Source organism: Brevundimonas sp. P2_A6 (assembly GCF_056404975.1).
In genome coordinates this window covers 547,319-570,093 of record NZ_JBFUCZ010000002.1, presented here as the reverse complement: position 1 = coordinate 570,093, position 22,775 = coordinate 547,319, and the positions used below count along the sequence as shown (strand labels likewise).

Here is a 22,775-nt window from a genome sequence, read left to right as displayed (position 1 = left end):
CCTTGGCGCCCAGCTCTTCCCGCAAGAGATGCCAGCGCCAAGGTTCGGGCGGGCAAGGTTCGCGTGAACCCCTGGCGAGAGAACCCCGTTGTCGTCAGCGGGCCGGCCCTGCTACGACGGAGCCGCCACCTGGAAGGCGCAAGGCGTGCTGGAGAGCGAGATGTTCCACCCCATCAAGTCCGGAATCCTGATGGTCGCCGCAGTCCTGGCGACGTCGGGCGCGGGCCAGGCGCAGACGACCTCCCCCGCTCCCGCCCAGGCTCGGTCGGACGCGGTCGATCAGCTGCTTCCGTCCGACGCCAAGCCAGTCCCCCCCGGCGCAAATGCGGGCGAGGCCTATCACCGCGCCGATGACGCCCAGCAAGACCCAACCGAAGTCCGCACGACACAGGCCCTGAACGACGAGATCGTGTCTCGAAATCAGTTGGCGGACAATCAGGAGCGCGCGGACCGGGAGGCCTACGAGGCCACGGTGGCCCAGGCCACCAAGGAGCGGCTGGCCTATGAGGAGGCCGCGCGTCAGGCGGACGCGGCACGCCGGCAGTGGGAGATCGATCGCGATGCGGCCGAGCGCGCCCGTGGCCAGTATGCCGCCGATGTGCTGGCCTGCCGCGCCGGCGACCGCGCGCGCTGCCCACGGTAACCCTTCGCGGCGGCGCGACGTATTCCGCCCATCGGCGACGTTGCCGAACGGCCGGTCCTGTGAGACCGTCCGGGGCCTGCGGGGGGGAAATCGATGACCGACGGAACGCTGGACGCCCTGCCTGTAGAGGCGTCCGCGGCGGATCACGCCGATCGGCCCCTGCCCGGGGGACGCACCGACACCTACCGCCATCCGCCGCTCGTTCGGATCAATCACTGGCTGAACGTCACCGCCATCGTCGTGCTGCTGATGAGCGGGGCCAACATCCTGCTGGCCCATCCACATCTGTACTGGGGCGTGCGCTCGACCTTCGCTGATCCCTGGCTGAACATCCCGACCATCCCGAACTGGCTGCTGATCCCTCAGGGGCGGAACCTGGCGGAGGCGCGGGTCTGGCACTTCTTCTTCGCCTGGGTCTTCGTGCTGAACGGCCTGACCTATCTGGCCTATGGGTTCATCTCGAAACGGTTCGGGCGGCGGCTGTGGCCGACGACGCAGGAGCTGAAAGGCACCTGGGACAGCGTCAAGGAGCACGCCCGCTTCCACTTCCCCAAGGACGAGGAAGCCCGCAACTACAACGTCATTCAAAAGCTGACCTATGTGACGATCATCCTCGTGATCCTGCCGATGATGCTGATCACCGGCCTGTCGATGTCGCCGGGTTTCAATGCGGTCGGGGGCTTTCTGCTGGACATCATGGGCGGGCGTCAGTCGGCCCGCACGCTGCATTTCATCTCGGCCGGGTTGATCGTGGGCTTCATCGTCATCCACGTCTTCCTCGTCTTCTGGACGGGGTTCATCAACAACATGCGGGCGATGATCACCGGCTGGTTCGTGCTCGAGCCCTCGGATCACGGCAAGGGAGACGCGGCATGAGCGCGTTGCCTATGAACCGCCGGTCCTGGCTGGGCCGAGCCCTGGCGACCGCCGGGGTCATGGCACTGGCCGGTTGTCAGAAGGCGGGCGAGGCCGGTGCGAGCCTGCTGGTCAGCGCCGAGGAATTGACCCGTCGCGCCCAGCGCCTGCTGATCCCGCGCGAGGCTCTGGCCCCGGAATACGACGTCCGCGAGATTTCGAAGGACTTCAAGCCGAACGGCTCCATCTCTCCGGCCGCGGCCGACTATGTCGCACTGAGAGACGCGGGCTTCGCCGACTACAGGCTGGAAGTCGCCGGGCTGGTCGAACGCCCCTTGAGCCTGTCGCTGGCGGAGCTGCGCGCCCGGCCGTCGCGGACCCAGATCACAAAGCACGACTGTGTCGAGGGCTGGACCGCGATCGGTCAGTGGACCGGGGTGCGGCTGGAGACCCTGCTGGACGAGGCCGGCCTGAAGCCCGAGGCGAAATACATCGTCTTCCACTGCTTCGACGCCCTGACCCAGACCGAGGACGGACCGCGCTATTACGAGAGCATCGACCTGGTCGACGCCCGCCACCCCCAGACCCTGCTGGCCTATGACATGAATGGCGAGGTCCTGGGCGTCCCGCACGGAGCCCCCTTGCGGCTCCGGGTCGAGCGACAGCTGGGCTACAAACAGGCCAAATACATCCGCCGGATCGAGGCGGTCGAGCGCTTCGACGACATCCAGGGCGGCCACGGCGGCTACTGGCCCGACCGCGGCTACGCCTGGTACGCGGGGATCTGATCTACCCCGCGATCATGCTCATGTCGCGCCGCGCCATCAGCTTGTCGAACTCGCCCCAGACGCCGTCGGCGCCGTGCCAGGCGCCGGTGGTGGCGGCCTTGGAGTATTCCGTGGCGCGGGCCTCGAAGAAGTTGGCGTGTTCGACGCCCGACAGCAGCGACTGCAGCCACGGCAGGGGGTTTTCCTTCACGCCGTAAAGCTCGGGCAGCTTCAGCTGGCGCAGGCGCCAGTCGGCGATGAAGCGGATGTATTGCTTGATGTCTTCTGGCGTCATGCCGTTGATCTCTCCGGCCTCGAAGGCCAGGTCGATGAACTTGTCCTCCAGCCCGACAACGGTCTCGCAGCACTGGACGATGTCGTCGGCCACGGCCTTGGTGACCACGCCCGTTTCCTTGTTGAAGGCGTGGTACAGCTTGATAATGCCGTCGCAGTGCAGGCTCTCGTCGCGCACGGACCAGGACACGATCTGGCCCATGCCCTTCATCTTGTTCTGGCGCGGGAAGTTCATCAGCATCGCGAAGCTGGCGAACAGCTGCAGCCCCTCGGTGAAGCCGCCGAACATGGCCAGGGTCCGGGCGATGTCGGCTTCGGTGTCCACGCCGAAGGTCTGCATGAAGTCATGCTTGTCGCGCATGGCCTCGTATTCCATGAAGGCGCCGAACTCGCTCTCGGGCATGCCGATGGTCTCGAGCAGCAGGGCGTAGGCCGCGATGTGGATCGTTTCCATATTGGCGAAGGACGACAGCATCATCTTCACCTCGGTCGGTTTGAACACCCGACCGTATTTTTCCATATAGTTGTCCGCGACCTCGATGTCCGACTGGGTGAAGAAGCGGAAGATCTGCGTCAGCAGGTTGCGCTCCTTGTCGTTCAGGTTCGCCGCCCAGTCCTTGCAGTCCTCGCCCAGCGGCACCTCCTCGGGCATCCAGTGGACCTGCTGCTGCTTCTTCCACATGTCGAACGCCCACGGATAGCGGAACGGCTTGTAGGCCGCCGACGGCGTCAGCAGGCCGGGAAGAGCGGGCTTGATCGAGACGTGGGCGTTCATGGCGGGCACCGGAAGCTGGAAGCGGCGGGGGACTGAGGCTCCATCCAACCCCAGATTCGATCCGAATGCTACGGGTAGATGGTTAACGATCCCCAACCTCAACATCTTGTGTGAATCAGGGGACTGTTTGTCGCGGCCGGCCGTCTGGCGGTGCGGGGTTCGCTCAAGGCGGAACCCCGCGAGGAAACCGACCGTTCCGACACCCTCCTCCGCTTGGGTTGTCCAGAATGTCCGAAACCGTCGTCTATCCGACCTTTCATCCGCCGGAGGACGCGGTCGATTTCTATGCGGAATCGCTGCGGCTGCTGAGGGAGAGCGGGATTCCGTTTCTATTGTCGGGCACCTATGCGGTGACGGCCTATACGGGGATCAAGCGGCCGACCAAGGATCTGGACGTGTTCTGCAAGCCCGGGGACTACCCCCGGATCCTGGCGTTTTTCCAGGCGCGTGGATACCGGACCGACGTCGAGGACGAACGGTGGATCGCCAAGGTCTGGAAGGACGACAAGCATTTCTTCGACGTGATCTTCGCCATGTCGAACGGCACGATCGCGGTGTCCGACAGCTGGTTCGGCAACGACACGATCCAGGTCTATGGCCACGAAGTGAAGATCACCCCGCCGACGGCCCTGATCCTGTCCAAGGTCTTCATCCAGGACCGTTATCGCTACGACGGGGCCGATGTGAACCACATCATCCTGAAGCAGTCCCAGGCGATCGACTGGAAGAGCCTGCTCGACCAGATGGACCTGTACTGGGAGGTGCTGATGGCGCACCTGCTGAACTTCCGGTTCGCCTATCCGACCGAACGGGACAACATCCCGGCCTGGCTGATGACCGAGCTGGCGCAGCGGCTGGAGGCCCAGGTCACCCTGCCGAACCCCAGGGTAAAGGTCTGTCGCGGTCGACTGTTCAGCGCGCGCGACTATATCGCCGACATCACCGATTTCGGGTTCGGCGACGTGGTCGGCAAGGGGCTGGAGGAACGCCATGATCCCATCCACTGACCACCAGACGCCCCAGCCTGGGATGGATTCGGGACCCGTCAACCGCATGCGCGTCGCCGCGGTCGGCGATCTGCACGTCGGCGAAGGTCCTTCGCCCTATCGCGACCTGTTCGAGCGGGTTGGCGACGACGCGGATGTGCTGTGTTTGTGTGGGGACATGGTCAACTTCGGCAAGACCTCCGAGGTCGAGGCCATTCTGGAGGACCTGACGGCCTGCGCGATTCCGATCGTCGGCGTTATGGGCAACCACGAGCACGAATGCGGCCAGCCCGATGTCGTCCTGCAGATGTTCGAGGATGCAGGCGTCATCATGCTGTCGGGTGGACGCAATCACGAGATCGACGGTGTCGGCTTCGCCGGGGCCAAGGGATTCGTCGGTGGGTTCGGTCGATACATGCTGAGCCCGTTCGGCGAAGCCTCCATCAAGACCTTCGTCCAGGAAGCGGTCGAGGACGCCAATCAGCTGGAGACCTCGATCCGGTCATTGAGAACGGAGCGCTCGGTGGTGCTGCTCCATTATGCGCCGGTGGTCGATACGGTGGTGGGCGAGCCGCCGGAGATCCACTGCTTCCTGGGATCGTCGCGTCTGGCCGAGACGATCGACCGCTATGACAACGTCAGGCTGGTGGTCCATGGGCATGCCCACCGAGGTGCCCCCGAGGGTCGGACCAATCGGGGGGTGCCGGTCTACAACGTGGCCCTGCCCGTCCTTCGGATGCTTAGCGATACGCCGTACCGCGTGTTCGAGGTCTAGCCGGCGGTCAGCACCCAGATGCCCGTCGCGGCGAACGCCGCCGCCGCGGCCATGCGGATATATTTCAGCGGCAACCTCTTGGCGGTCGCTTCGCCCAGCCAGACGGCGGGGCCGTTGACCAGCATCATGCCGACGGTCGACCCGGCCACGACCAGGGGCAGGTTCTGGAAGCGGATGGCCAGACCGGCCGTGGCGATCTGCGTCTTGTCGCCCATCTCGACCAGGAAGAACGCCGCCAGGGTGGTCCAGAAGATGCCCATGAAGGTCTTTTCGACCTGGGCCTCGTCGCGCACGTCCAGCGTATCGGGGATCAGGGCCCAGATCGCGAACCCGAGGAAGGCGATGCCGACGATCCATTTCATCCACGGCCCGTCCAGATATTGGGCGGCCAGGGTGCCGGCCAGGGCGGCGAAGGCGTGATTGGCCAGGGTCGCGGCCAAGATGCCGAGCACGATCGGAAGCGGCCGACGCCAGGCCGCCGCCAGGGCGATGGCCAGCAGCATCGTCTTGTCCCCGATCTCCGCGATGGAGACGAGGCCGACCGAGATCAGGAAGGCTTCCACGGCAGGCTCGGTGGAGGGGTGGCGTCGGTGCATCCCGAACGCGCAAAAGAGGCGGCGCGTGTAGGCCGCGCCACACCCGGGCGCAAGTTCCGCGACAGCGGTAGACAGCCCAATATGGTTAATATAACGCTGATTGGGCCTCGATAACGCCTTTGAAGTGATTTCGCTTCTCAGGGGAATGCGCGGTCTTTCAAAGGGTTAGGGGAGCTATTTCATGGAACCAGTCTCGATGTTGGTCGCCTCCATGCTGCTGGGCGGCATGGTCGAAGCGACCGACGGATGCGCACCGCATCCGCACTACGACGGCGAACTCTGCCCGTGCACGCACGAGGAGACCTTCTACGGCCCCTGGACCCCGGGTTCGCCCTGGCCCCACGGCGCGCCCGGCGGTGGCTATGGCCCCCCGATCTACATCCCGGCCGGTCCGGACATCCACGTGACGTCGCCCGGCGCCCGCGTCTATGGCCGTCCGATCGAGGTCGCCGGCCCGGTGGTCTACATCTCGGGCCCGCCCGTCTATGTCGAAGCGCCGCCGATCCGCGTGGCCCCGGCCCAGATCTACGTCCAGCGTCCGGAAGTGCACGTCAATCCGTCGCAGATCCTGGTCGAGCCGCCGCAGGTCCACTTCTCGGACTGCACGGACGGAACCGTCTGCACGCCCGCCACGCCGGGCGGTCACTAAACCCTGATGAGCGTCCGCGGGGCCATGTGGCCCCGCCGGCACCATCGACGGATCAACGAACAAAGACCCGGACGATGCAGGGCGTCCGGGTTTTCTGTTGGGCAGAGTGGGGAGGGTCAGCTAGCCGGAGGAACCACGGCCTGGACGTTGACCGGCGTGGCCGCCGAGGCGGCGCAGAAGTCGCGAGCCTCGCGCGCCAGCCCCAGATAGCCGCCATCAAGCGCCGCCTTGATGGCGTCGTCGCAGCGATCTTCGGCCAGCAGGCCCGTCACCGCGCGCTGGACCGACTGATAGGCGACCTGGCGATCCCGTAGCGACCGGGCGGCGCGACGGTCGTCGGGCAGACACAGCGACATCCAGCCGGCGTCGGCGCAGCGGGCCACCAGACGCGCCTCGCGTTCGGTCAGTATGCCCGATTCCGAGCTCGCCACGGTGACGTCGGTCGGCGCGGCGACAGCGGGTGTTTCTCCGGGCATCGTCGGCACCGGCGGTCCGGCGCGCGACGTCAGCTCCAGCTCCGACGCATCGCCGGTGAAGGGAATGATCTCCACGTCCGGCACCTGATAGCGACAGACCCAGCGCCCCTGCTCCATGGCGCACGACTGCAGCGTCGCCTGGACCGCCTGTGACGCGGGGGCCGGAGCGGCGATGGCGAGGGCGAGCATCAGGCCGATCATGTCGGTCCTCCCGCAGACACGGGTCGAAGCGGGGGCTTCGACCGTCAGGGACATAGTTAACGCCGACGACCGTCCGACACCTAGCGAAATCTCAGGCTTCGGCGACCGTCGGTTCGTCGACCAGACGGGCATGACGCACGGTCTGGTGACGTTCTATGCCATAGCTGACAAGCCACAGCGCCATGGCCCAGGCCGCGCCGACGCTCCAGCCCGCGAACACGTCGGTGGCCCAGTGCGCGCCCAGATAGATGCGGGTCATCCCGACCAGGACCGCGATCAGAACCCCGACACCGATGACATAGGCCTTCAGTCGCCGACGCGGGAAGGCGCGCGCGAGCATCACGGCCAGACTGAGATAGAAGACGGTCGACAGCAGGGCGTGGCCGGACGGGAAGCTGGCGTTGATCGTCTCGACCGCCTGAAAGGCTTCCGGCGGGCGGGCGCGCTCGAAGATCGCCTTCAGACCCTCGCTGAGTGTCACGCCGCCCAGAAGGCCGAACACCAGCAGCAGGGCCGACAGCCGCTTCTTCTGGATGATCAGGAAGATCACCGCGATCATGGCGAACAGGGTCAGAACAGAGATCCCGCCCAGGGCCGTCAGGTCATTGGCGGCGGTCGACAGCCACCAGGGTCCCCAGGCGTCGGACGGATCCGCGTTGGGGCGCATCGCCGACAGCACCCACTGGTCGAAGGCCTGGCCGTCGCCTTCGCGCATGTCCTCTGCCAGGTCGGCGAAGATCGATACCCCCAGGCCGACGACAAGCAGCGCCGACAGGGCGACGAATTCCGTCTTCGCCACACGCAGGGCACGGCGAAAAAATCGGACGAGAGCGGACGATGGCATCGGCTGCTAACGGTCAAGCTGGCCGGCCGTTCCCGATCACGGATTCGTGAATCTGGGCCCTCCCCCCTGTCGCGAGCCTGTCGCGCCCTTTTGCACAGGGTCATCCCCTGCGCCGAACTGATTCGGCGCGAATTGCGGCGTCAAGCCCGTTGACGTGTCGTTAGGCATCTGCGCCCCATATGTTGGTTCGGGGAGCGCTTCGGCCACTAGATGCAGTGGTCGGGGCCAGGCGGCTTCACTTCGATTTTAGTTCAGGGCGATGACGATTATGGCTGGCGGCGAAGCATTGAAGACAGTTGATTTTGCGGCGATTCCGGCTGCCTCGACGCCCGAGCGCCCCCATCTGACGGTGGTGCGCTCCATTGAGCTCGACCGGTCGCGCGACGACCTGCTGACCGACTTCGGCAAGAAGACGCTGGAGGATCGCTACCTGCTGACCGGCGAAAGCTATCAGGACATGTTCGCCCGCGTGTCCACCGCCTATGCCGACGACGCCGACCACGCCCAGCGCGTCTATGATTACATGTCCAGGCTGTGGTTCATGCCCTCGACGCCAGTGCTGTCGAATGGCGGCGCGGACCGCGGCCTGCCCATCAGTTGCTTCCTGAATTCGGTCGCCGACAGCCTGGACGGCATCCAGCGCGTCTGGAACGAGAACGTGTCCCTGGCCTCGAACGGCGGCGGCATCGGTACCTATTGGGGCGGCGTGCGCTCCATCGGCGAAAAGGTGAAGGGCGCAGGGCAAACCAGCGGCATCATCCCCTTCATCCGCGTGATGGACTCCCTGACGCTGGCGATCAGCCAGGGCTCGCTGCGCCGGGGTTCGGCCGCCGTCTATCTCGACGTGCACCACCCGGAGATCGAGGAGTTCCTCGAGATCCGCAAACCCTCGGGCGACTTCAACAGAAAGTCCCTGAACCTGCATCACGGGATCAACATCACCGACGAGTTCATGGAGGCGGTGAAGGCCGGCTCCGACTTCGCGCTGCGCTCGCCCAAGGATCAGGCGGTCATCCGGCGCGTGGACGCCCGCAGCCTGTGGCAGAAGATCCTGGAAATCCGCCTGCAGACGGGCGAGCCCTATCTGATCTTCTCCGACACGGTGAACCGCCAGATGCCCAAGCATCAGCGCGATCTGGGGCTGAAGGTGAAACAGTCGAACCTGTGCAGCGAGATCATGCTGCACACCGGCCCCGACCATCTGGGGATCGATCGCACCGCCGTCTGCTGCCTGTCGTCGGTCAACGCCGAGATGTTTCTGGAGTGGCGCGAGGAGCCCCGCTTCATCGAGGACGTGATGCGTTTCCTGGACAATGTGCTGGAGGACTTCATCACCCGCGCCCCGCCGGAAATGGCCGCCGCCGTCTATTCGGCCAAGCGCGAGCGTTCGGTCGGCCTGGGCCTGATGGGCTTCCACTCCTTCCTGCAGTCGCAGGGCGTGGCCTTCGAGAGCGCCATGGCCAAGTCGTGGAATATGCGACTGTTCAAGCACCTGCGTCGCGAGGCCGACAAGGCCAGCGTCAAGCTGGCCGAGGAAAAGGGTGCCTGCGAGGACGCGGCCGAACGCGGCGTGATGGAGCGCTTCAGCCACAAGCTGGCCATCGCGCCCACCGCCTCGATCAGCATCATCTGCGGCGGGACGTCGGCGGGCATCGAGCCGATCCCGGCCAACATCTATACCCACAAGACCCTGTCGGGCTCGTTCGCGGTCAAGAACCCCTATCTCGAAAAGCTGCTGGACGGCTACGGCGCCAACACCGACGCGGTGTGGAACTCGATCTTGGAGCACGAGGGCTCGGTCCAGCATCTGACCATGCTGAACGACGACGAGAAGGGGATCTTCAAGACCGCCTTCGAACTGGACCAGCGCTGGGTCGTCGAACTGTCGGCCGATCGTTCGCCAGAGATCTGCCAGGCCCAGTCGATCAACCTGTTCATCCCCGGCGACGTCAACAAGTGGGACCTGCACATGCTGCACTGGCGCGCGTGGGAGACGGGGGTGAAGTCGCTCTATTACCTGCGCTCCAAGTCGGTCCAGCGCGCCGCCTTCGCCGGTGCCGAGGACAAGGCCGAGGTCGAACCCGATCCCAACCAGCCCGATCTGTTTTCGGCCGCCCCCACCGACTACGACGAGTGCCTGGCCTGTCAGTAAAGTAGGGCGCTACCGCTCGGCTCGCGGAGCCTCGCTGCTTGAGCGCGGGCGGCTTTTGATGCTCGCGAGTGTCTGATTTTACCCGCCAGGGATTGATTCAGCGCGTCCGCTTGGGCGTGCGGGAACCCACGTCCGTGCCCCACGTTCGGCTGACGTCAGGGCCTTGTCACAAAATCGCGGTTGGACGTCCCTGTTTTTCGGTGCACTCTATGTGCCGTTAACGGGCTGTGGGAGGACCGTTGCCTTATCTGGTGCGACTGGCGTTGAGCGTGATGTCCCTGGTGACCCTGGCGGTCCCGGCCTCGGCGCAGACGTGGGTGAACCAGAACTGGTCCAGCGACCAAACGGCAACGGCCGCCGGCATCACGGCGCAATTGAACAGCAGATCCGCCTTCACCGTCGCGACCGAAGCCGGGTTCGGACCCGGCATCGAGGTGGCCGACGCCTTCGCGCCAGCCCAGTTGCGCGACCCCTTCGCGGCCGCGACCACACGCGATGTCTGGATCGAGGGGGACGGATTTTCCGACCGCCTGCGGGTGCGGACCCGGGGCGAACTGCGCCGCGCCGACGGCGCGCCCCTGCCCGTATCGCCGCTCGACCATGGAGCCTTCCAGGCCGAGAGCTATGATGTCAGCTATTCACGCGGCTGGCCGGTGGCGCGGGGTTATACGGCTTCGGGGTTGGAGGTCACCCTGACCCCACACGCGGGATTCGGCGTCGGCGACCGGGGCGGTCTGGCGGAGGCCGGGGCCACCCTGAAGATTGGGCGCAATATCGACCGGTTGGTGCCGGAGGGCAGCGCCGCCTTCGGACAACGCGCGCGCTGGTATCTGTATGCGGCAGGGTCCGGCACGGCCGTGGGCTACAACTTCGCGCGAAACCGCGACGGCGACTACGCCCGCTCGGGCGTCAGCCGCGACAGTGGCAACTTCCTGGGGGACGCCTCGGTCGGGATCGCCTTGCGGCGCGGCGACATGCAGGGCTCCTTCGGCGTCGTCTACCGCGAGATCGAGGCCGTGGGACTGCGCAGCGGCCGGGGCATCGACAACGATGTCACCGAGGGCTTGGTGGCCTTCCAGCTGTCGATCAAGCCGCAATGGTAGGCGGCTAGATCCAGCCTTTCCGCTTGAACCACAGCAGCGGCAACAGGGCCGATATGGCCATGGCGATCAGGGCGATGGGATAGCCGCTCACCCAGCGAAGCTCGGGCATATGCTCGAAATTCATGCCGTAAATGGCCCCGATCAGGGTTGGCGGCATGAGCACCGCGCTGAAGATCGAGAACACCTTGAAGATCGACGATTGCTCGATGTTGATGAAGCCCAACGCCGCCGACAGCTGAAAATTGATGCCCGCCGCCACAGCCTGATTGTGCGCGATCAGGCTGGCGGCATCGCTGGCCAAGGACTTCAGGTGCTCGCGGGCTTCGGGCGAATGATCCATCCGGTCGTCGAAGCCGACGAAGGCGAACACCCGCGCCAGACCGGCCAGGCTCTGCTCGATGCGGGCATTGGCGATGTGAGCGCGACCCAGCTTGGTCACCAGATGTTCGAACCCGACCCGCTTGCCCTCCGAGAACACATGGTTGCCCACCGCTTCCACCTTGGCGGCGGTCTTGCCCAGCACGTCGGAAGCGCGATCGATGATCGCCTCCATCAGGTTCAGGAACACTTCCAGCCCCGTCGCGCACAGCGACGGATCGCGTTCCAGCTTGTCGGTGAACTGGATGAAAGGGCGCGGATCGAAATAGCGGATCGTGACCATGGGGCCGGCGGTCAGCACGAAGGTCACCGGGTCGCTGCCCGGCAGGTCGGCATCGCCGTTATGGATGATGTCGGCGGTGACATAGGTCGCGCCGTTCTCGCGGTACAGACGGCTGGAGGCCTCCAGCTCGCCCATCTCCTCGCGCGTCGGGATGGCGATACCCAGGGCCCTTTCGACGGCGGCGTCTTCCTCCCGCGTCGGCTCAATCAGGTCGATCCACAGGGTATCGGACGGCATGGTCCAGGGACCGACGACAGCGATCTCGACCGATTCACAGGCCGCGCAGCCGGCGCGATAGAGGCGGATCATCGCTCGCGCCTCAGGGTCGGATCAGTCGGTCAGTTCTGACCGGCCGAGGTGGTCGCGTTCGCGGCCATCTGGCGACCGGCGTCATAGGCGTCGCGGGCACCCTGATAGATGAAGCCATAGGTAGGATATACGGTGGTGCCCAGGTCATGGATCGGGTTGTACCACACCTTCACCTCGCTCCAGTCGTTGGCGCCGGACACGTCCACCACGGTCACGTTCTCCTCGACCTTACCACGGCTGCCGCCCCAGTTGGCATGGGTCACGCGAATCACGCGATCGGTCAGGATGTCGGACACGACAGCGACGTGGCCACGGGTCATGCGACCCTCGGGACGGAAGACGAGGACAGACCCGGTCTCGGGCGCGCGGCCGGTGCGGAACCGGTCCACGGCCTGGTTCCACCAGGTCCATGCGTCACCGAAGATGTTGATTCCAGAGAACATCCGCGCGAACGTCACGCACTGCCAGTAGGGATCTTCGGCCCTTGCGGGGGTGGCCACCACGGCGGGGGCCAGCGCAAAAAGGCCGAGGGTCGCCGCAACCGCGGCGGCAGTGAGCCGTTTCATCATGCTGGATTGTTTCCGACTGTTACGCCCGCACTATCCCTAGACGATAGTTTACGGCCCGTGAACCACCCGCCTCAGGCGAGCTGCGCGGCCTGCTGACGCGCCCTTGACCGGGCCGCGCGCCGATCGGCGAGGCCGCGAAGCGCCCGCCGGGCGGGGTATTCCACCAGATGATAGGCGACGGCCGCCACGATCGGCAGAGCCGCAACGACCGCCAGCCACACGAAAAGTTGAAGCCTCTTGTCCTCGGCCGCGGTGAGGCGCGCAGCGAGATTCACCGCCAGAAGCTGCCAGGGCACCAGCACCATATAGACCGCATAGCTGATCTCACCCAGGTAGACCGCCGGGCGCGAAGCCAGCCAGCCGGCGTTGGGCAGGGACGCCAGCGAAAGGATCAGCCCGCCGCCGAGCAGGACGACGACACCGTCGGGCGCGCTGAGCGATCCAGCCGCCGCCATGGCGAGCACGCAAGCTGCGGCGATCCAGCCCGGTCGGGGAAGACTCGAACGACGATGGACCAGATAGAGGGCGCAGCCGTAGGCAAAACACGGGACGATCCGCAACGCGCCCCAGCGGATCGTGGCCTCGGTCAGGGAAAAGCCGGCCAGTGCCTCGAAGGCGGCATACAGGCCGATCATGAAGGCCGCCGCCCCGACCACGGCCAGCACCGGTCGGTCGCGCAGCCGCCAGGCGACGAAGGCGAAGGCCGGGAAGGCCAGATAGGCGAACCATTCCGCCGAGATCGACCAGGACGAGTGGTTCCAGCCCGCCTGCGGGGCAAGGCCCCAGGCGTGCAGCAGCAGGAGGTTGGCCGGCAGCGAGGGCCAGCTCAGGATATTGCCGTCGATCGCCATGCCCATGGCCAGGGCCGCGACGCCCAGCACGCCTACCCCGATCAGGGTGGCCAGATGCAGCGGATAGACCCGGGCCAGCCGCGCCCACAGGAAGCCGCCATAGCTGAAACGCTTCTCGCCGTGGGCCGCCAGATAGACGTGGCTGAGAATGAAGCCCGACAGGACGAAGAACAGTTCGACCCCCAGATAGCCCTTGGTCACCAGGGTCGGCACGAAGCCGACGTCCAGACTGGGCCAGAAGGCGTAGAGCGCGACCCAGGCGGCCGCGAAGAACCGCAGGGCGGTCAGGGGGCGCAGGTCGGCGGGTGCGGAACCGGGGATCATTGATCGATCCTGCATCCGGACCGGTTCGGGAAGCGTTAAGGGCCCGATGATAGCCCGCGAACCCATGCTCCAGGACCTGACATTCGACGATCTAGCGGTGCTCAGCGCCGGCGATTCCGGCCTGGATCAGGACCAGGCCCGCGCTGCCCTGACCGGGGCTCTGGGGCTGCTGGACCGCCACGCGGCGCGCGAGACCCTGGTCGCCCTTTATGACGCCCTTCCCGGAGCGGAGGCCGCCGCGCGATCCGAGGCCGCGGCCCGACCCAAACGCGGCCTGTTCGGCGGGCTGATCGCCGGCGCGGGTGGCCTGTCGGGCAAGGCGGTGGCCGAGGCCATGGGCCTGCTGGATCAACTGGAAGACGTCGGCGTGTCCAAGGCCGACCTGAAGCGTCTTCTGCCCGCCGCCCGCGAACGGGTCCGCGCCCTGACCGGCCGCGATCTGCTGGGCGAGGCGGTCCGCAGCGTGCCGGGCGTCGGGCCGCTGCTGGGCGACCCCTAAAGCCGCTGAAGCCTAAACCGCTGGAGCCTGCGCCAGGGCCGCCGGCGTCGTGCCGCAACCGTTCAGGGTCTCTTCGCCCAGCTCCACCTTGGCCGTCAGTGGATACAGGCGGTCGCTCATGCCGTCGGAACACTCGGTGGCGATCAAGGTCAGGACCAGGGTCTGACCGGAATCGGTGGTGCCGGTATAGACGGCCGTGGTGCCGGTCACGACGGGCGAGGCGACCGGGGCGGTCACGTCCGCCACGCCCGGTCGGGTCAGGCTGAGCGTCCGATGCGCGATATCGATGGCCCAGAAAGGCTCGGTCCCCAGCACCCGGACGGGCTGGGTCAGGTCGACGCCGCCGATGACCACCGGCGTCGTCGCCGTCTCGGGCGCGGGCTCGGTCCTGGTGTCCGGCTTGTCCGAGCACGCCGCCATCGTGGTCAGCAGCGTCAGGGTCAGGGCGGGCAGGACGAGGCGCATCGGGGGTCTCCGAAAGATCAGTCCGCTTCGGAATAACGGCTGAGGGCGGTCTCGCAAAGGGCCCTGCGCCTCCCCGCAGGGGCACGGTCGCATGATCCGCGCCGGCCACCTATCGTCGGCGGCATGTCGATTCGCGGCCGACCGAGCCTGAGCGCCTATGAATTCTTCGCCGGGGGTGGCCTGGCGGGGCTGGGTCTGGACGGCTTCCGGACCCTGTTCGCGAACGACATCGATCCCGCCAAGGCGGCCAGCTGGCGCGCCAATCACGCAGAAGACATCCATGTCGGTGACGTCTGGAGCCTGTCCACGGCCGACCTGCCGGGGCAGGCGGATTTGGCCTGGGCGTCCTCTCCCTGTCAGGATGTCAGTCTGGCGGGTGGGAGGCGGGGCCTGGCGGCGCGCCGGTCCGGGGCCTTCTGGGGCTTTTGGCGGCTGATCGAGGCGTTGGACGCCGAGGGCCGCGCCCCGCCCGTCATCGTCATCGAGAACGTCGTCGGTCTGCTGACATCCGGCGGCGGTTCGGACTTCGGAACGATCTGCGAGGCCTTGGTGGGGGCGGGTTACCAGATCGGCGCGCTTGAGATGGATGCGTCCCGATGGCTGCCCCAGTCGCGGCCCCGGCTGTTCATCGTGGCGATGCGAGGGGTGATCGGGCCGGTCGCGCCAGGGCCCGTCGCGCCCTTCCACCCCACGCGGCTGATCGCGGCCCATGATCGACTGTCGGCCGGCCCCCAGGCGGCGTGGGTCTGGTGGTCCCTGCCCACCCCGCCTCTTCGCAATCTCGACCTGGCCGCCCTGCTGGAGCCGGACGATACGGCGCACTGGTTCACCGGCGCCCAGACCGAGGCCCTGCTGGCCCTGACGGCCCCCCTGCACCGCGCGCGACTGGAGGCGGCCCACGCGACCGGCGAACGGCAGGTCGCGGCCGGCTTTCGGCGGGTCCGGGTCGAGCAGGGCGTGAAGGTCCAGCGGCTGGAACTGCGGTTCGACGGCCTGGCCGGCTGTCTGCGCACGCCCTCCGGCGGCTCCTCGCGCCAGTATGTGATCGTCGCCGAGGCCGGCGTCGTGCGGGCGCGCCGCCTGACCGGGCGCGAGGCCGCGCGGCTGATGGGGGTGCCGGACACCTATATCCTGCCGCGCGGCGAGACGGCGGCACTGAAACTGATGGGCGATGCGGTCGCCGTGCCGGTGGTGCAAGCGCTGAGCGAGGGCCTGCTGCGCCCGGCGCTGGAGGGGCGCTGGGTCAGTCCAGCCTCGGCTTACCCCGCCCCGACTTGATGTCCGACCGCTTGGCCTTGCCGTCCAGCCGCCGTTCCTTTGACGCCCGTGTCGGCCGGGTCGGGACCCGATAGGTGGGGGCGATCGAGGCCTGATCCACCATCTCCTGCAGCCGGGCGATGGCGTCTGCGCGGTTGCGCTCCTGGGTCCGGTGCCGGACGGCGGTGATGACGATGATCCCCTCCAGCGTCAGCCGACTGCCCGCCAGCTTCATCAGCCGCGCCTTGACCGGATCGCGCAGCGACGGCGAGTTGACCACGTCGAACCGCATCTGGACCGCGGTCGAAACCTTGTTGACGTTCTGTCCACCCGGCCCGCCGGCGCGATAGAAGCGGAACTCCAGCTCGTCTTCCGGGATGACGGTCATGGCCCCCTCTGAATGGGGAATGCGCGTTTCGCCCGCACCACCGCCTGATCCAGCGCCTGCAGGAAGGCCGAGCGGTCCTTCGGTCCGAACGGCGGCGGGCCGCTGGTCGCCACGCCGATGGACCGCAGATGCTCGCCCACCATCCGCCCGGCCAGGGCCGAGCCGATCGAGTCGGGCGTGAAGGGCTGTCCGTTGGACTTCAGCGCCTGGGCGCCCGCCGTCAGGCAGCGGTCCGCCAGGGGGATGTCGGAGGTGACCACGATGTCGCCAGGTCCGGCCCGTTCGGCGATCCAGTCGTCGGCGATGTCGGGCCCGGCGTCGACGACGACCTGTTCGATCCAGCTGTAGCGCGGCGTGTTGATCCAGCTGTTGGAGACGACGAAGACGTGCAGGCCATAGCGTTCGGCCACGCGATAGACCTCGTCCTTCACCGGACAGGCGTCGGCGTCGATGAAGATGCGGGGGGCCATGGCGCTAGCCTAGCCCGCCCGCAGGTCTCGGTGAAGCTGGGTCCTAGCCTTTCGCCCAGACGCCGAACGGGTCCGACCAGGACAGGCCCATGGCCTCGGCCACGGCCGGATAGGTGATCTCGCCCTTCAGCACGTTCAGGCCGCGCGCCAGGTGCGGGTCCTTTTTCAGCGCCTCCAGACCGTGGTCGGCCAGGGCCAGACCGAACGGCAGGGTGGCGTTGTTCAGGGCCTCGGAAGAGGTGCGTGGCGCGGCACCCGGCATGTTTGCGACGCAGTAGTGGACGACGCCGTCGATCGTATAGGTCGGGTCCTCGTGGGTGGTGGCGTGGCTGGTCTCGAAACAGCCGCCCTGGTCGATGGCGACATCGACGAGGACGCTGCCGGGCTTCATCTTCTTCAGATGGTCCTTCTTGACCAGCTTGGGGGCCTCGGCACCGGGGACCAGCACCGCGCCGATGACGACGTCGGCCTTTACGATCTCCTCCTCGATCGCGCCGATGGAGGAATAGCGGGTGATGACGCGGCCGTTGGTAACCTCGTCGATATAGGCCATGCGCGGGATCGAGCGTTCCAGCACCACGACCTCGGCCCCCAGGCCCATGGCCATGCGCGCCGCGTTCAGGCCGACGACGCCACCGCCCAGAACCAGGACACGCGCCGGGGCCACGCCAGGCACGCCGCAGAACAGCAGGCCCATGCCGCCATTGTGCTTCAGCAGGGTTTCCGCCGCCGAGAAGACGGCGATGCGACCGGCGACCTCGGACATGGGGGCCAGCAGCGGTAGGCCGCCGCGCGCGTCGGTCACGGTCTCATAGGCGATCGCCGCGCATTTGGACGCCAGCAGGCCCTTGGTCTGTTCCGGATCGGGCGCCAGGTGCAGGTAGGTGTAGACGATCTGGTCCTCGCGCAGCATCTCCCACTCGACCTTCTGCGGCTCCTTGACCTTCACGATCATGTCGTTGTTCGCGAAGATGGTCGGCGCATCGGCGACGATGGCGGCACCGGCGCGCTTGAAGTCCTCGTCGGTAAAGCCGGCACCGAGACCCGCGCCGGTCTCGACCGACACCGTGTGGCCGTGGGCGACGTATTCGCGGACGGCCGTGGGCGTCAGGCCGACGCGGTGTTCATTCTTCTTGATTTCCTTGGGGACGCCGACGCGCATGGGGTTTCCTCGCCTCTGATGGGATTGAACGGAAAATAGCGCCGGGTCGATCGCAGGTTCCTGTTCTTTTCAGCGAGTGAACACCGTAAAGTCGCAGAAGATTGCGCCTGGAGCCGCCATGAAGACCGTTTCCGCCGTCACTCTGGATGCGACCGACAGAAAGATGCTCCGCGCCCTGCAATCCGACGGGCGGATGAGCAACGCCGACCTGGCCAAGGCCGTGGCCCTGTCGGAAAGCGCGTCCCTGCGTCGCCTCCGCGCGCTCGAGGCCGCCGGGGTCATCAGCCGCTATGCCGCGATCATCAACGAACGGGCCGTGGGCCTGCCGATCAGCGTGTTCGTCACGGTCACCCTGTCATCCCAGGCCGAGAGCACCCTGACCGCCTTCGAGACCGCCATCGCGACCGTTCCCGAGGTCGTCGAATGCTATCTGATGACGGGCGGGTCGGACTATCTGCTGCGGCTGGTGGTGCGGGATGTGGACGACCTGGAGAGGGTTCACGCCAAGTCGCTGACGACCATCCCGGGCGTGACTCGCGTTTCCTCCAGCGTGGCCATGCGCACCGTGGTCAAACGCGGCGCGCTGCCGGTTTGAACCGCTTTATGCCCCAAGTCTGACCGATGACTTTAACGTGTATCCGGTCCGCAGCCGCTCGGGAATCCCTCCGGATCGGGCGCATAACACACGTTAAGATTGCGGCCTGACTTGACTCAAGGCACCTTCACCGCGCTTTATCCGCGCCATGGGCTTTAGCGACAACATCGCCGTCTGGACCGATCGCGAGCCGACGCTCGACGAAGAAATCGGCGCGCTGGACGACGAGGACATCTTCGATATGGCCAATCTGACGCAAGCCCAAACGGGTATCGTCGGCATCGTGGCGATCACGACGGTGATGGGGCGACATGGTCCCCGCGTGAAGTATTTTCTCAAGGCTGGCCGTCACAATCCGAGCTTCTCGGTTGCCGTCGCTTCGGAGCCTCGGGTCGTGGCCAACAGTCTCGATGACCGCGATATGAAGAGGATGGCCTTGGTGATGGAATGGGTGGCCCGGAATCACGAGGCGCTGGCCAGTTTCTGGTGGGACGGTGCGGACTGGGAGGCACCTGACGTTCACGCCTTCATCGAACGGCTTAAGAAGGTCTAACGACCGCCTGAACGTGCGACTTGGCCGATCGCCGCAACCAACCATACGACCCCGATCGCCAGCACCAGATCGCTGACCAGCTTCACCAGGCCGTAGAGCGTCACCGTCTCGACCGACAGGCTCGCGGCCTCGGCCAGCAGGGCCGTCGTCCCGCCCGCGACCAGAAGCGCGGTCGGCCAGACCAGGGGCTGGAGCCGCGGCCGCTTCACTTCAACGCCAGGGTGACCTGTTTGATATCGACGTATTCGTCGATGCCGTGGATCGAGCCTTCGCGGCCGTAGCCGGACTGCTTGACCCCGCCGAAGGGAGCGACGGCGGTGGAGATGAGGCCGGTATTGATGCCGATCATGCCCGCCTCGATGCGGCGGCCGATGCGCATGGCGCGGTCCAGGTCGCGGGTGAACAGGTAGGAGGCCAGGCCGAACTCGCTGTCGTTCGCCTTTGCCAGGGCCTCATCCTCCGTCTCGAAGGAGAAGACGGGGATCATCGGCCCGAAGGTTTCCTCATGGCGGAACAGTTCGTCGTCGCCGCCCAGCGTCACGGTCGGCTGGAAGAATCGACCACCCAGCGCATGACGCGCCCCGCCGGTCAGCACCTTTCCGCCCGAGGCCTGGACCCTCTTGAGGTGATCCTCGACCTTGGCGATGGCCTTGTCCTCGATCAGGGGTCCGACCTTGACGCCGTCCTCGAAGGCTGCACCCACGGGGATCCTGGACACCGCTTCGGCCAGCCTGTTCGCATAGGCCTCCGCGACGGACGCCTGGACATAGACGCGGTTGGGACAGACGCAGGTCTGGCCGGCATTCCTGAATTTGCCCTTGATGGTTTCTGCGACGGCCAAATCCAGGTCAGCGTCCTCGAACACGATCAGGGGGGCGGCACCGCCCAGTTCCATCGACACCCGTTTCAGGGTCGGGGCACATTGTTCGGCCAGCTTGCGGCCCACGGGCGTGGAGCCGGTGAAGGACAGTTTTCGGATCAGGGGCGAGGCGGTCAGCACGCCGCCGATCGTCGCCGCGTCGCCGGTGATGACGCTGAGCGCACCCTTCGGCAGGCCGGCACTATAGGCCAGTTCCGCCAGGGCGATGGCGGTGAAGGGCGTCTGGCTGGCCGGCTTGACCACGGCGGTGCAACCGGCGGCGAAGGCGGGACCGAGCTTGCGCGTCAGCATGGCGGCCGGGAAGTTCCAGGGCGTGATCAGGGCGCAGGGTCCGACGGCCTCGCGGAACGTCAGGACGACGTGGCCGAGCGGGCTGTCCTGGGTCTCGCCGAGGATGCGTTCCGCCTCGCCCGCGAACCATTTGATGAAGCCGTTGGCATAGGCGACCTCGCCCTTGGCCTCCTCGAACGGCTTGCCGTTCTCCAGCGCCATCAGCGCCCCCAGCCCTTCGGTGTTCTCGTCGATCAACCGCGCCCAGTCGCGCAGGAAGGTCGCGCGCTTGTGCGGATCGGACCGCGACCAGCCGGGAAAGGCATCATGCGCGGCCTGGATGGCGCGCTGCGTCTCGACCACCCCCAGGTCGGGAATATGGCCTATGATCTCGCCGGTCGCGGGGTCATCGACGGCGATGCCGTCGCCGGACACAGGCACCGGTTCGCCGGCGATGAAGGCGTGCTCTCGCAGGAGCTTCAATCCGGCGTCACGGGCGGCGGTATTCATGATCTGACCTTCATCTTCTCCCTCCCCTGCGGGGGAGGGTGGTCGCATAGCGACCGGGTGGGGCGGGCAGGGCGACGCGGATACAATGTGGGGCTAGGCCTTGCCTGGCCCTCCCCACCCGATCTCCGCTTCGCTCCGATCACCCTCCCCCGCAGGGGGAGGGAAAGACCTGGGATCGCCCTAACGCCTCAGTCGCCGATCGTGTTCAGGTCGCGACCCCTGGTCTCGGGCAGGAAGATCAGGGCCACGACGGCGGCGACGGCGGTGAAAGCGACCGAATACCACAGGCCGAAATAGATATTCCCCGACCAGGCCACCAGAGCAAAGCTGGCGGCAGGCAACAGGCCCCCGACCCAGCCGGTGCCGATATTGTAGGGCAGGCTCATGGCGGTATACCGCACCCGGGTCGGAAACAACTCGACCAAAGCGGCTGCCTGAGGGCCATAGACGGCTGTGGCAGCGACCATGAAAACCATCAGAATGCCGAACACCGCCAGCCCGTTCACCCCTGCGGGAGCGGCATTGGCGGGATAACCGGCCTGCGTCAGAGCCGCCTTTATACGGGTCTCGACGTCAGTACGCGTGCTTTTGAGGGCGGCAGCGGAAAGACCCGCGCCTTCGGCCGAGGCGATTTCCACCGTGCCGATCCGCACGGCTGCCAGTGATCCGGCGACGGCGGGCAGATTGTCATAGCTGACCCCGGCGTTCGACAGCACAGACTTGGCCAGGTCGCACGACGAGGTGAAGGCGGTCTTGCCGACGGGATCGAACTGCACGGCGCAGGTGGCGGGGTCCGCGATGACGGTGACGGGCGAGGACACCTGGGCCTGGGCCAGGGCCGGATTGGCGGCCTGGGTCAGGGCATGGAAGCCGGGAAACACGGCCAGCAGGAACAGCACCATTCCTCCCACCATCACCGGCTTTCGTCCGATGCGATCCGATAGCCAGCCGAAGAAGACATACAGGAACGCCGAGGCCACCGTGACGGCCAGGACGATCATGTCGACCGTCGCGGTATCGACCTTCAGGACCCGTTCCATGAAGAAACGCGTGTAGAAATAGCCCGCGTACCAGACGGCCCCTTGCGCGAACATGACGCCGACCAGTGCGATCAGGACGTATCTGCCGTTCTTCCAGGTCAGGAAGCTTTCGCGGAACGGGGCCTGGCGGACGGTGCTTTCCTCCGCCATCCGCTTGAAGGCGGGGCTCTCGTGCAGCTTCAGCCGGATCCAGAGCGACACGATCAGCAGGATGGCCGACAGCAGGAATGGAATGCGCCAGCCCCAGGCGTCGAAGGCTTCGGTGCCGAGGACGGCGCGCGTTCCCAGGATGACCAGCAGAGCCCCCGTCAGGCCTGCGGCGGCCGTGGTCTGGATCCATCCGGTCAGAAATCCGCGCGAGCTCGACGGCGCGTGTTCCGCGACATAGATGGCGGCACCGCCGTATTCTCCACCGAGCGCGAAACCCTGCGCCATGCGCAAAAGCAGCAACAGGATCGGGGCCGCAATGCCGATCTGGCCGTAATCCGGCAGCAGGCCGATCGCCACCGTGGCCACACCCATCAGGGTGATGGTGACCAGGAAGGTCGTCTTGCGTCCCGTCTTGTCGCCGAACCAGCCGAAGGCCAGGGCCCCGAGTGGCCGGACCACGAAGCCGACGCCGAAGGTCAGCAGGGCCAGGATGTAGGACGTCGCCTCCCCCACATCGGCGTAGAAATGCCGCGCGATGATCGTCGTCAGAGATCCGAAGATGAAGAAGTCATACCATTCGAAGGCCGTGCCGGCCGCCGAGGCTCCCACCACCGTTCTCAGGCTCGGTCCGCCCGCATTGTTCGTGGCCCGTTCACTCATGTCGTCTCGTCCCGCAGGCGTCGTCTGATGGATGCCTTTCATGCCG

At 66.4% G+C, this 22,775-nt stretch carries 26 protein-coding genes; 12 read left to right on the top strand and 14 right to left on the bottom strand.

Features of this window, described 5'->3' with window-relative positions; translation table 11 throughout:
* Positions 1–88: 88 nt before the first annotated feature.
* From AC1DW4_RS08335 to AC1DW4_RS08325, 3 genes are all read left to right on the top strand, one after another.
* Positions 89–643, top strand: a complete 555-nt coding sequence (locus AC1DW4_RS08335) for a hypothetical protein (RefSeq protein ID WP_477016778.1) — start codon at positions 89–91, stop codon at positions 641–643.
* A gap of 93 nt (positions 644–736) precedes the next feature.
* Positions 737–1,519, top strand: a complete 783-nt coding sequence (locus AC1DW4_RS08330; protein ID WP_477016777.1) for a cytochrome b/b6 domain-containing protein — start codon at positions 737–739, stop codon at positions 1,517–1,519.
* Entirely contained in the window at positions 1,516–2,286 is a 771-nt protein-coding gene (locus AC1DW4_RS08325; protein WP_477016776.1) for a molybdopterin-dependent oxidoreductase, read from the top strand. Before AC1DW4_RS08330 ends, AC1DW4_RS08325 begins: the two co-directional genes overlap by 4 nt.
* Before the next feature lies 1 nt (position 2,287).
* On the opposite strand, the gene AC1DW4_RS08320 is transcribed toward AC1DW4_RS08325, so the two are convergent.
* Positions 2,288–3,334 (bottom strand): ribonucleotide-diphosphate reductase subunit beta, encoded by a 1,047-nt coding sequence (locus tag AC1DW4_RS08320; protein WP_477016775.1) that lies wholly within the window; start codon positions 3,332–3,334, stop codon positions 2,288–2,290.
* Positions 3,335–3,561: 227 nt separating this feature from the next.
* On the opposite strand from AC1DW4_RS08320, the gene AC1DW4_RS08315 reads away from it, so the two are divergent.
* Positions 3,562–4,341: a nucleotidyltransferase family protein gene (locus AC1DW4_RS08315; protein WP_477016774.1), complete on the top strand. Its 780-nt coding sequence runs from the start codon at positions 3,562–3,564 to the stop codon at positions 4,339–4,341.
* Positions 4,325–5,095: a metallophosphoesterase family protein gene (locus AC1DW4_RS08310; protein WP_477016773.1), complete on the top strand. Its 771-nt coding sequence runs from the start codon at positions 4,325–4,327 to the stop codon at positions 5,093–5,095. Before AC1DW4_RS08315 ends, AC1DW4_RS08310 begins: the two co-directional genes overlap by 17 nt.
* Here the strand turns inward: AC1DW4_RS08310 and AC1DW4_RS08305 are convergent.
* Positions 5,092–5,691: a TMEM165/GDT1 family protein gene (locus AC1DW4_RS08305; RefSeq protein WP_477016772.1), complete on the bottom strand. Its 600-nt coding sequence runs from the start codon at positions 5,689–5,691 to the stop codon at positions 5,092–5,094. The genes AC1DW4_RS08310 and AC1DW4_RS08305 overlap by 4 nt on opposite strands.
* A 181-nt stretch (positions 5,692–5,872) precedes the next feature.
* Here AC1DW4_RS08305 and AC1DW4_RS08300 point away from each other — a divergent pair, with 181 nt between their 5' ends.
* Positions 5,873–6,340 (top strand): hypothetical protein, encoded by a 468-nt coding sequence (locus tag AC1DW4_RS08300; RefSeq protein ID WP_477016771.1) that lies wholly within the window; start codon positions 5,873–5,875, stop codon positions 6,338–6,340.
* Between the two features lie 116 nt (positions 6,341–6,456).
* Here AC1DW4_RS08300 and AC1DW4_RS08295 read toward each other — a convergent pair whose 3' ends face one another.
* Entirely contained in the window at positions 6,457–7,017 is a 561-nt protein-coding gene (locus tag AC1DW4_RS08295) for a hypothetical protein (protein WP_477016770.1), read from the bottom strand.
* A gap of 91 nt (positions 7,018–7,108) precedes the next feature.
* On the bottom strand, positions 7,109–7,816 hold the full coding sequence (locus tag AC1DW4_RS08290) for a phosphatase PAP2 family protein (RefSeq protein ID WP_477016769.1): 708 nt from the start codon (positions 7,814–7,816) through the stop codon (positions 7,109–7,111).
* A gap of 304 nt (positions 7,817–8,120) precedes the next feature.
* Between AC1DW4_RS08290 and AC1DW4_RS08285 the strand changes: the two genes are divergently transcribed.
* On the top strand, positions 8,121–10,013 hold the full coding sequence (locus tag AC1DW4_RS08285; protein ID WP_477016768.1) for a ribonucleoside-diphosphate reductase subunit alpha: 1,893 nt from the start codon (positions 8,121–8,123) through the stop codon (positions 10,011–10,013).
* A 239-nt stretch (positions 10,014–10,252) separates the two neighbouring features.
* Complete coding sequence (locus AC1DW4_RS08280) at positions 10,253–11,116, top strand: lipid A-modifier LpxR family protein (RefSeq protein WP_477016767.1); 864 nt, start codon at positions 10,253–10,255, stop codon at positions 11,114–11,116.
* 4 nt (positions 11,117–11,120) lie between these two features.
* Here AC1DW4_RS08280 and AC1DW4_RS08275 read toward each other — a convergent pair whose 3' ends face one another.
* From AC1DW4_RS08275 to AC1DW4_RS08265, 3 genes are all read right to left on the bottom strand, one after another.
* Positions 11,121–12,086, bottom strand: a complete 966-nt coding sequence (locus AC1DW4_RS08275; RefSeq protein ID WP_477016766.1) for a magnesium transporter CorA family protein — start codon at positions 12,084–12,086, stop codon at positions 11,121–11,123.
* Positions 12,087–12,115: 29 nt separating this feature from the next.
* Positions 12,116–12,655, bottom strand: a complete 540-nt coding sequence (locus tag AC1DW4_RS08270; protein ID WP_477016765.1) for a CHAP domain-containing protein — start codon at positions 12,653–12,655, stop codon at positions 12,116–12,118.
* A gap of 71 nt (positions 12,656–12,726) precedes the next feature.
* Complete coding sequence (locus tag AC1DW4_RS08265; RefSeq protein WP_477016764.1) at positions 12,727–13,830, bottom strand: acyltransferase family protein; 1,104 nt, start codon at positions 13,828–13,830, stop codon at positions 12,727–12,729.
* A 46-nt stretch (positions 13,831–13,876) separates the two neighbouring features.
* Between AC1DW4_RS08265 and AC1DW4_RS08260 the strand changes: the two genes are divergently transcribed.
* Positions 13,877–14,329 carry a hypothetical protein gene (locus tag AC1DW4_RS08260; protein ID WP_477016763.1) on the top strand — a complete coding sequence of 151 codons (453 nt, stop codon included), beginning with the start codon at positions 13,877–13,879 and terminating at the stop codon, positions 14,327–14,329.
* Between the two features lie 12 nt (positions 14,330–14,341).
* On the opposite strand, the gene AC1DW4_RS08255 is transcribed toward AC1DW4_RS08260, so the two are convergent.
* Positions 14,342–14,794 carry a COG3650 family protein gene (locus AC1DW4_RS08255; protein ID WP_477016762.1) on the bottom strand — a complete coding sequence of 151 codons (453 nt, stop codon included), beginning with the start codon at positions 14,792–14,794 and terminating at the stop codon, positions 14,342–14,344.
* Positions 14,795–14,917: 123 nt separating this feature from the next.
* On the opposite strand from AC1DW4_RS08255, the gene AC1DW4_RS08250 reads away from it, so the two are divergent.
* A complete protein-coding gene (locus AC1DW4_RS08250; RefSeq protein ID WP_477016761.1) occupies positions 14,918–16,072 on the top strand; it encodes a DNA cytosine methyltransferase in 1,155 nt (384 codons plus the stop codon).
* Here AC1DW4_RS08250 and arfB read toward each other — a convergent pair.
* Genes arfB through ald form a run of 3 tightly spaced genes read right to left on the bottom strand, consistent with a single transcriptional unit; the run spans position 16,038 to position 18,071 of the window.
* A complete protein-coding gene (gene arfB, locus AC1DW4_RS08245) occupies positions 16,038–16,439 on the bottom strand; it encodes an alternative ribosome rescue aminoacyl-tRNA hydrolase ArfB (RefSeq protein ID WP_477016760.1) in 402 nt (133 codons plus the stop codon). The genes AC1DW4_RS08250 and arfB overlap by 35 nt on opposite strands.
* On the bottom strand, positions 16,436–16,909 hold the full coding sequence (locus AC1DW4_RS08240) for a YaiI/YqxD family protein (RefSeq protein WP_477016759.1): 474 nt from the start codon (positions 16,907–16,909) through the stop codon (positions 16,436–16,438). Before AC1DW4_RS08240 ends, arfB begins: the two co-directional genes overlap by 4 nt.
* A 43-nt stretch (positions 16,910–16,952) precedes the next feature.
* On the bottom strand, positions 16,953–18,071 hold the full coding sequence (gene ald, locus AC1DW4_RS08235) for an alanine dehydrogenase (RefSeq protein ID WP_477016758.1): 1,119 nt from the start codon (positions 18,069–18,071) through the stop codon (positions 16,953–16,955).
* Between the two features lie 118 nt (positions 18,072–18,189).
* Here ald and AC1DW4_RS08230 point away from each other — a divergent pair, with 118 nt between their 5' ends.
* Both AC1DW4_RS08230 and AC1DW4_RS08225 read left to right on the top strand, forming a co-directional pair.
* Positions 18,190–18,666, top strand: a complete 477-nt coding sequence (locus AC1DW4_RS08230) for an Lrp/AsnC family transcriptional regulator (protein ID WP_477016757.1) — start codon at positions 18,190–18,192, stop codon at positions 18,664–18,666.
* Between the two features lie 148 nt (positions 18,667–18,814).
* Positions 18,815–19,219, top strand: coding sequence for a hypothetical protein (locus tag AC1DW4_RS08225; RefSeq protein ID WP_477016756.1), 405 nt, complete (start codon positions 18,815–18,817; stop codon positions 19,217–19,219).
* On the opposite strand, the gene AC1DW4_RS08220 is transcribed toward AC1DW4_RS08225, so the two are convergent.
* The 3 genes from AC1DW4_RS08220 to AC1DW4_RS08210 form a co-directional block, all read right to left on the bottom strand.
* On the bottom strand, positions 19,216–19,428 hold the full coding sequence (locus AC1DW4_RS08220) for a hypothetical protein (RefSeq protein WP_477016755.1): 213 nt from the start codon (positions 19,426–19,428) through the stop codon (positions 19,216–19,218). The two genes, AC1DW4_RS08225 and AC1DW4_RS08220, sit on opposite strands and share 4 nt — an antisense overlap.
* Positions 19,425–20,879, bottom strand: a complete 1,455-nt coding sequence (locus AC1DW4_RS08215) for an NAD-dependent succinate-semialdehyde dehydrogenase (RefSeq protein WP_477016754.1) — start codon at positions 20,877–20,879, stop codon at positions 19,425–19,427. Before AC1DW4_RS08215 ends, AC1DW4_RS08220 begins: the two co-directional genes overlap by 4 nt.
* Before the next feature lie 188 nt (positions 20,880–21,067).
* The gene (locus tag AC1DW4_RS08210) at positions 21,068–22,729 is read right to left on the bottom strand and encodes an MFS transporter (protein ID WP_477016753.1); all 1,662 of its coding nucleotides are present in this window, start codon (positions 22,727–22,729) and stop codon (positions 21,068–21,070) included.
* Positions 22,730–22,775 lie beyond the last annotated feature (46 nt).

Excerpts from the sequence above, each read along its gene's own strand:
- AC1DW4_RS08210 (WP_477016753.1), bottom strand. The coding sequence starts at position 22,729 with ATGAGTGAACGGGCCACGAACAATGCGGGCGGACCGAGCCTGAGAACG.
- AC1DW4_RS08270 (WP_477016765.1), bottom strand. The coding sequence starts at position 12,655 with ATGATGAAACGGCTCACTGCCGCCGCGGTTGCGGCGACCCTCGGCCTT.
- AC1DW4_RS08255 (WP_477016762.1), bottom strand. The coding sequence starts at position 14,794 with ATGCGCCTCGTCCTGCCCGCCCTGACCCTGACGCTGCTGACCACGATG.
- AC1DW4_RS08240 (WP_477016759.1), bottom strand. The coding sequence starts at position 16,909 with ATGGCCCCCCGCATCTTCATCGACGCCGACGCCTGTCCGGTGAAGGAC.
- AC1DW4_RS08300 (WP_477016771.1), top strand. The coding sequence starts at position 5,873 with ATGGAACCAGTCTCGATGTTGGTCGCCTCCATGCTGCTGGGCGGCATG.
- AC1DW4_RS08320 (WP_477016775.1), bottom strand. The coding sequence starts at position 3,334 with ATGAACGCCCACGTCTCGATCAAGCCCGCTCTTCCCGGCCTGCTGACG.
- AC1DW4_RS08325 (WP_477016776.1), top strand. The coding sequence starts at position 1,516 with ATGAGCGCGTTGCCTATGAACCGCCGGTCCTGGCTGGGCCGAGCCCTG.
- AC1DW4_RS08315 (WP_477016774.1), top strand. The coding sequence starts at position 3,562 with ATGTCCGAAACCGTCGTCTATCCGACCTTTCATCCGCCGGAGGACGCG.
- AC1DW4_RS08250 (WP_477016761.1), top strand. The coding sequence starts at position 14,918 with ATGTCGATTCGCGGCCGACCGAGCCTGAGCGCCTATGAATTCTTCGCC.
- ald (WP_477016758.1), bottom strand. The coding sequence starts at position 18,071 with ATGCGCGTCGGCGTCCCCAAGGAAATCAAGAAGAATGAACACCGCGTC.
- AC1DW4_RS08330 (WP_477016777.1), top strand. The coding sequence starts at position 737 with ATGACCGACGGAACGCTGGACGCCCTGCCTGTAGAGGCGTCCGCGGCG.
- AC1DW4_RS08275 (WP_477016766.1), bottom strand. The coding sequence starts at position 12,086 with ATGATCCGCCTCTATCGCGCCGGCTGCGCGGCCTGTGAATCGGTCGAG.
- AC1DW4_RS08305 (WP_477016772.1), bottom strand. The coding sequence starts at position 5,691 with ATGCACCGACGCCACCCCTCCACCGAGCCTGCCGTGGAAGCCTTCCTG.
- AC1DW4_RS08310 (WP_477016773.1), top strand. The coding sequence starts at position 4,325 with ATGATCCCATCCACTGACCACCAGACGCCCCAGCCTGGGATGGATTCG.
- AC1DW4_RS08260 (WP_477016763.1), top strand. The coding sequence starts at position 13,877 with ATGATAGCCCGCGAACCCATGCTCCAGGACCTGACATTCGACGATCTA.
- AC1DW4_RS08230 (WP_477016757.1), top strand. The coding sequence starts at position 18,190 with ATGAAGACCGTTTCCGCCGTCACTCTGGATGCGACCGACAGAAAGATG.
- AC1DW4_RS08295 (WP_477016770.1), bottom strand. The coding sequence starts at position 7,017 with ATGATCGGCCTGATGCTCGCCCTCGCCATCGCCGCTCCGGCCCCCGCG.
- AC1DW4_RS08225 (WP_477016756.1), top strand. The coding sequence starts at position 18,815 with ATGGGCTTTAGCGACAACATCGCCGTCTGGACCGATCGCGAGCCGACG.
- AC1DW4_RS08215 (WP_477016754.1), bottom strand. The coding sequence starts at position 20,879 with ATGAATACCGCCGCCCGTGACGCCGGATTGAAGCTCCTGCGAGAGCAC.
- arfB (WP_477016760.1), bottom strand. The coding sequence starts at position 16,439 with ATGACCGTCATCCCGGAAGACGAGCTGGAGTTCCGCTTCTATCGCGCC.
- AC1DW4_RS08265 (WP_477016764.1), bottom strand. The coding sequence starts at position 13,830 with ATGATCCCCGGTTCCGCACCCGCCGACCTGCGCCCCCTGACCGCCCTG.
- AC1DW4_RS08285 (WP_477016768.1), top strand. The coding sequence starts at position 8,121 with ATGACGATTATGGCTGGCGGCGAAGCATTGAAGACAGTTGATTTTGCG.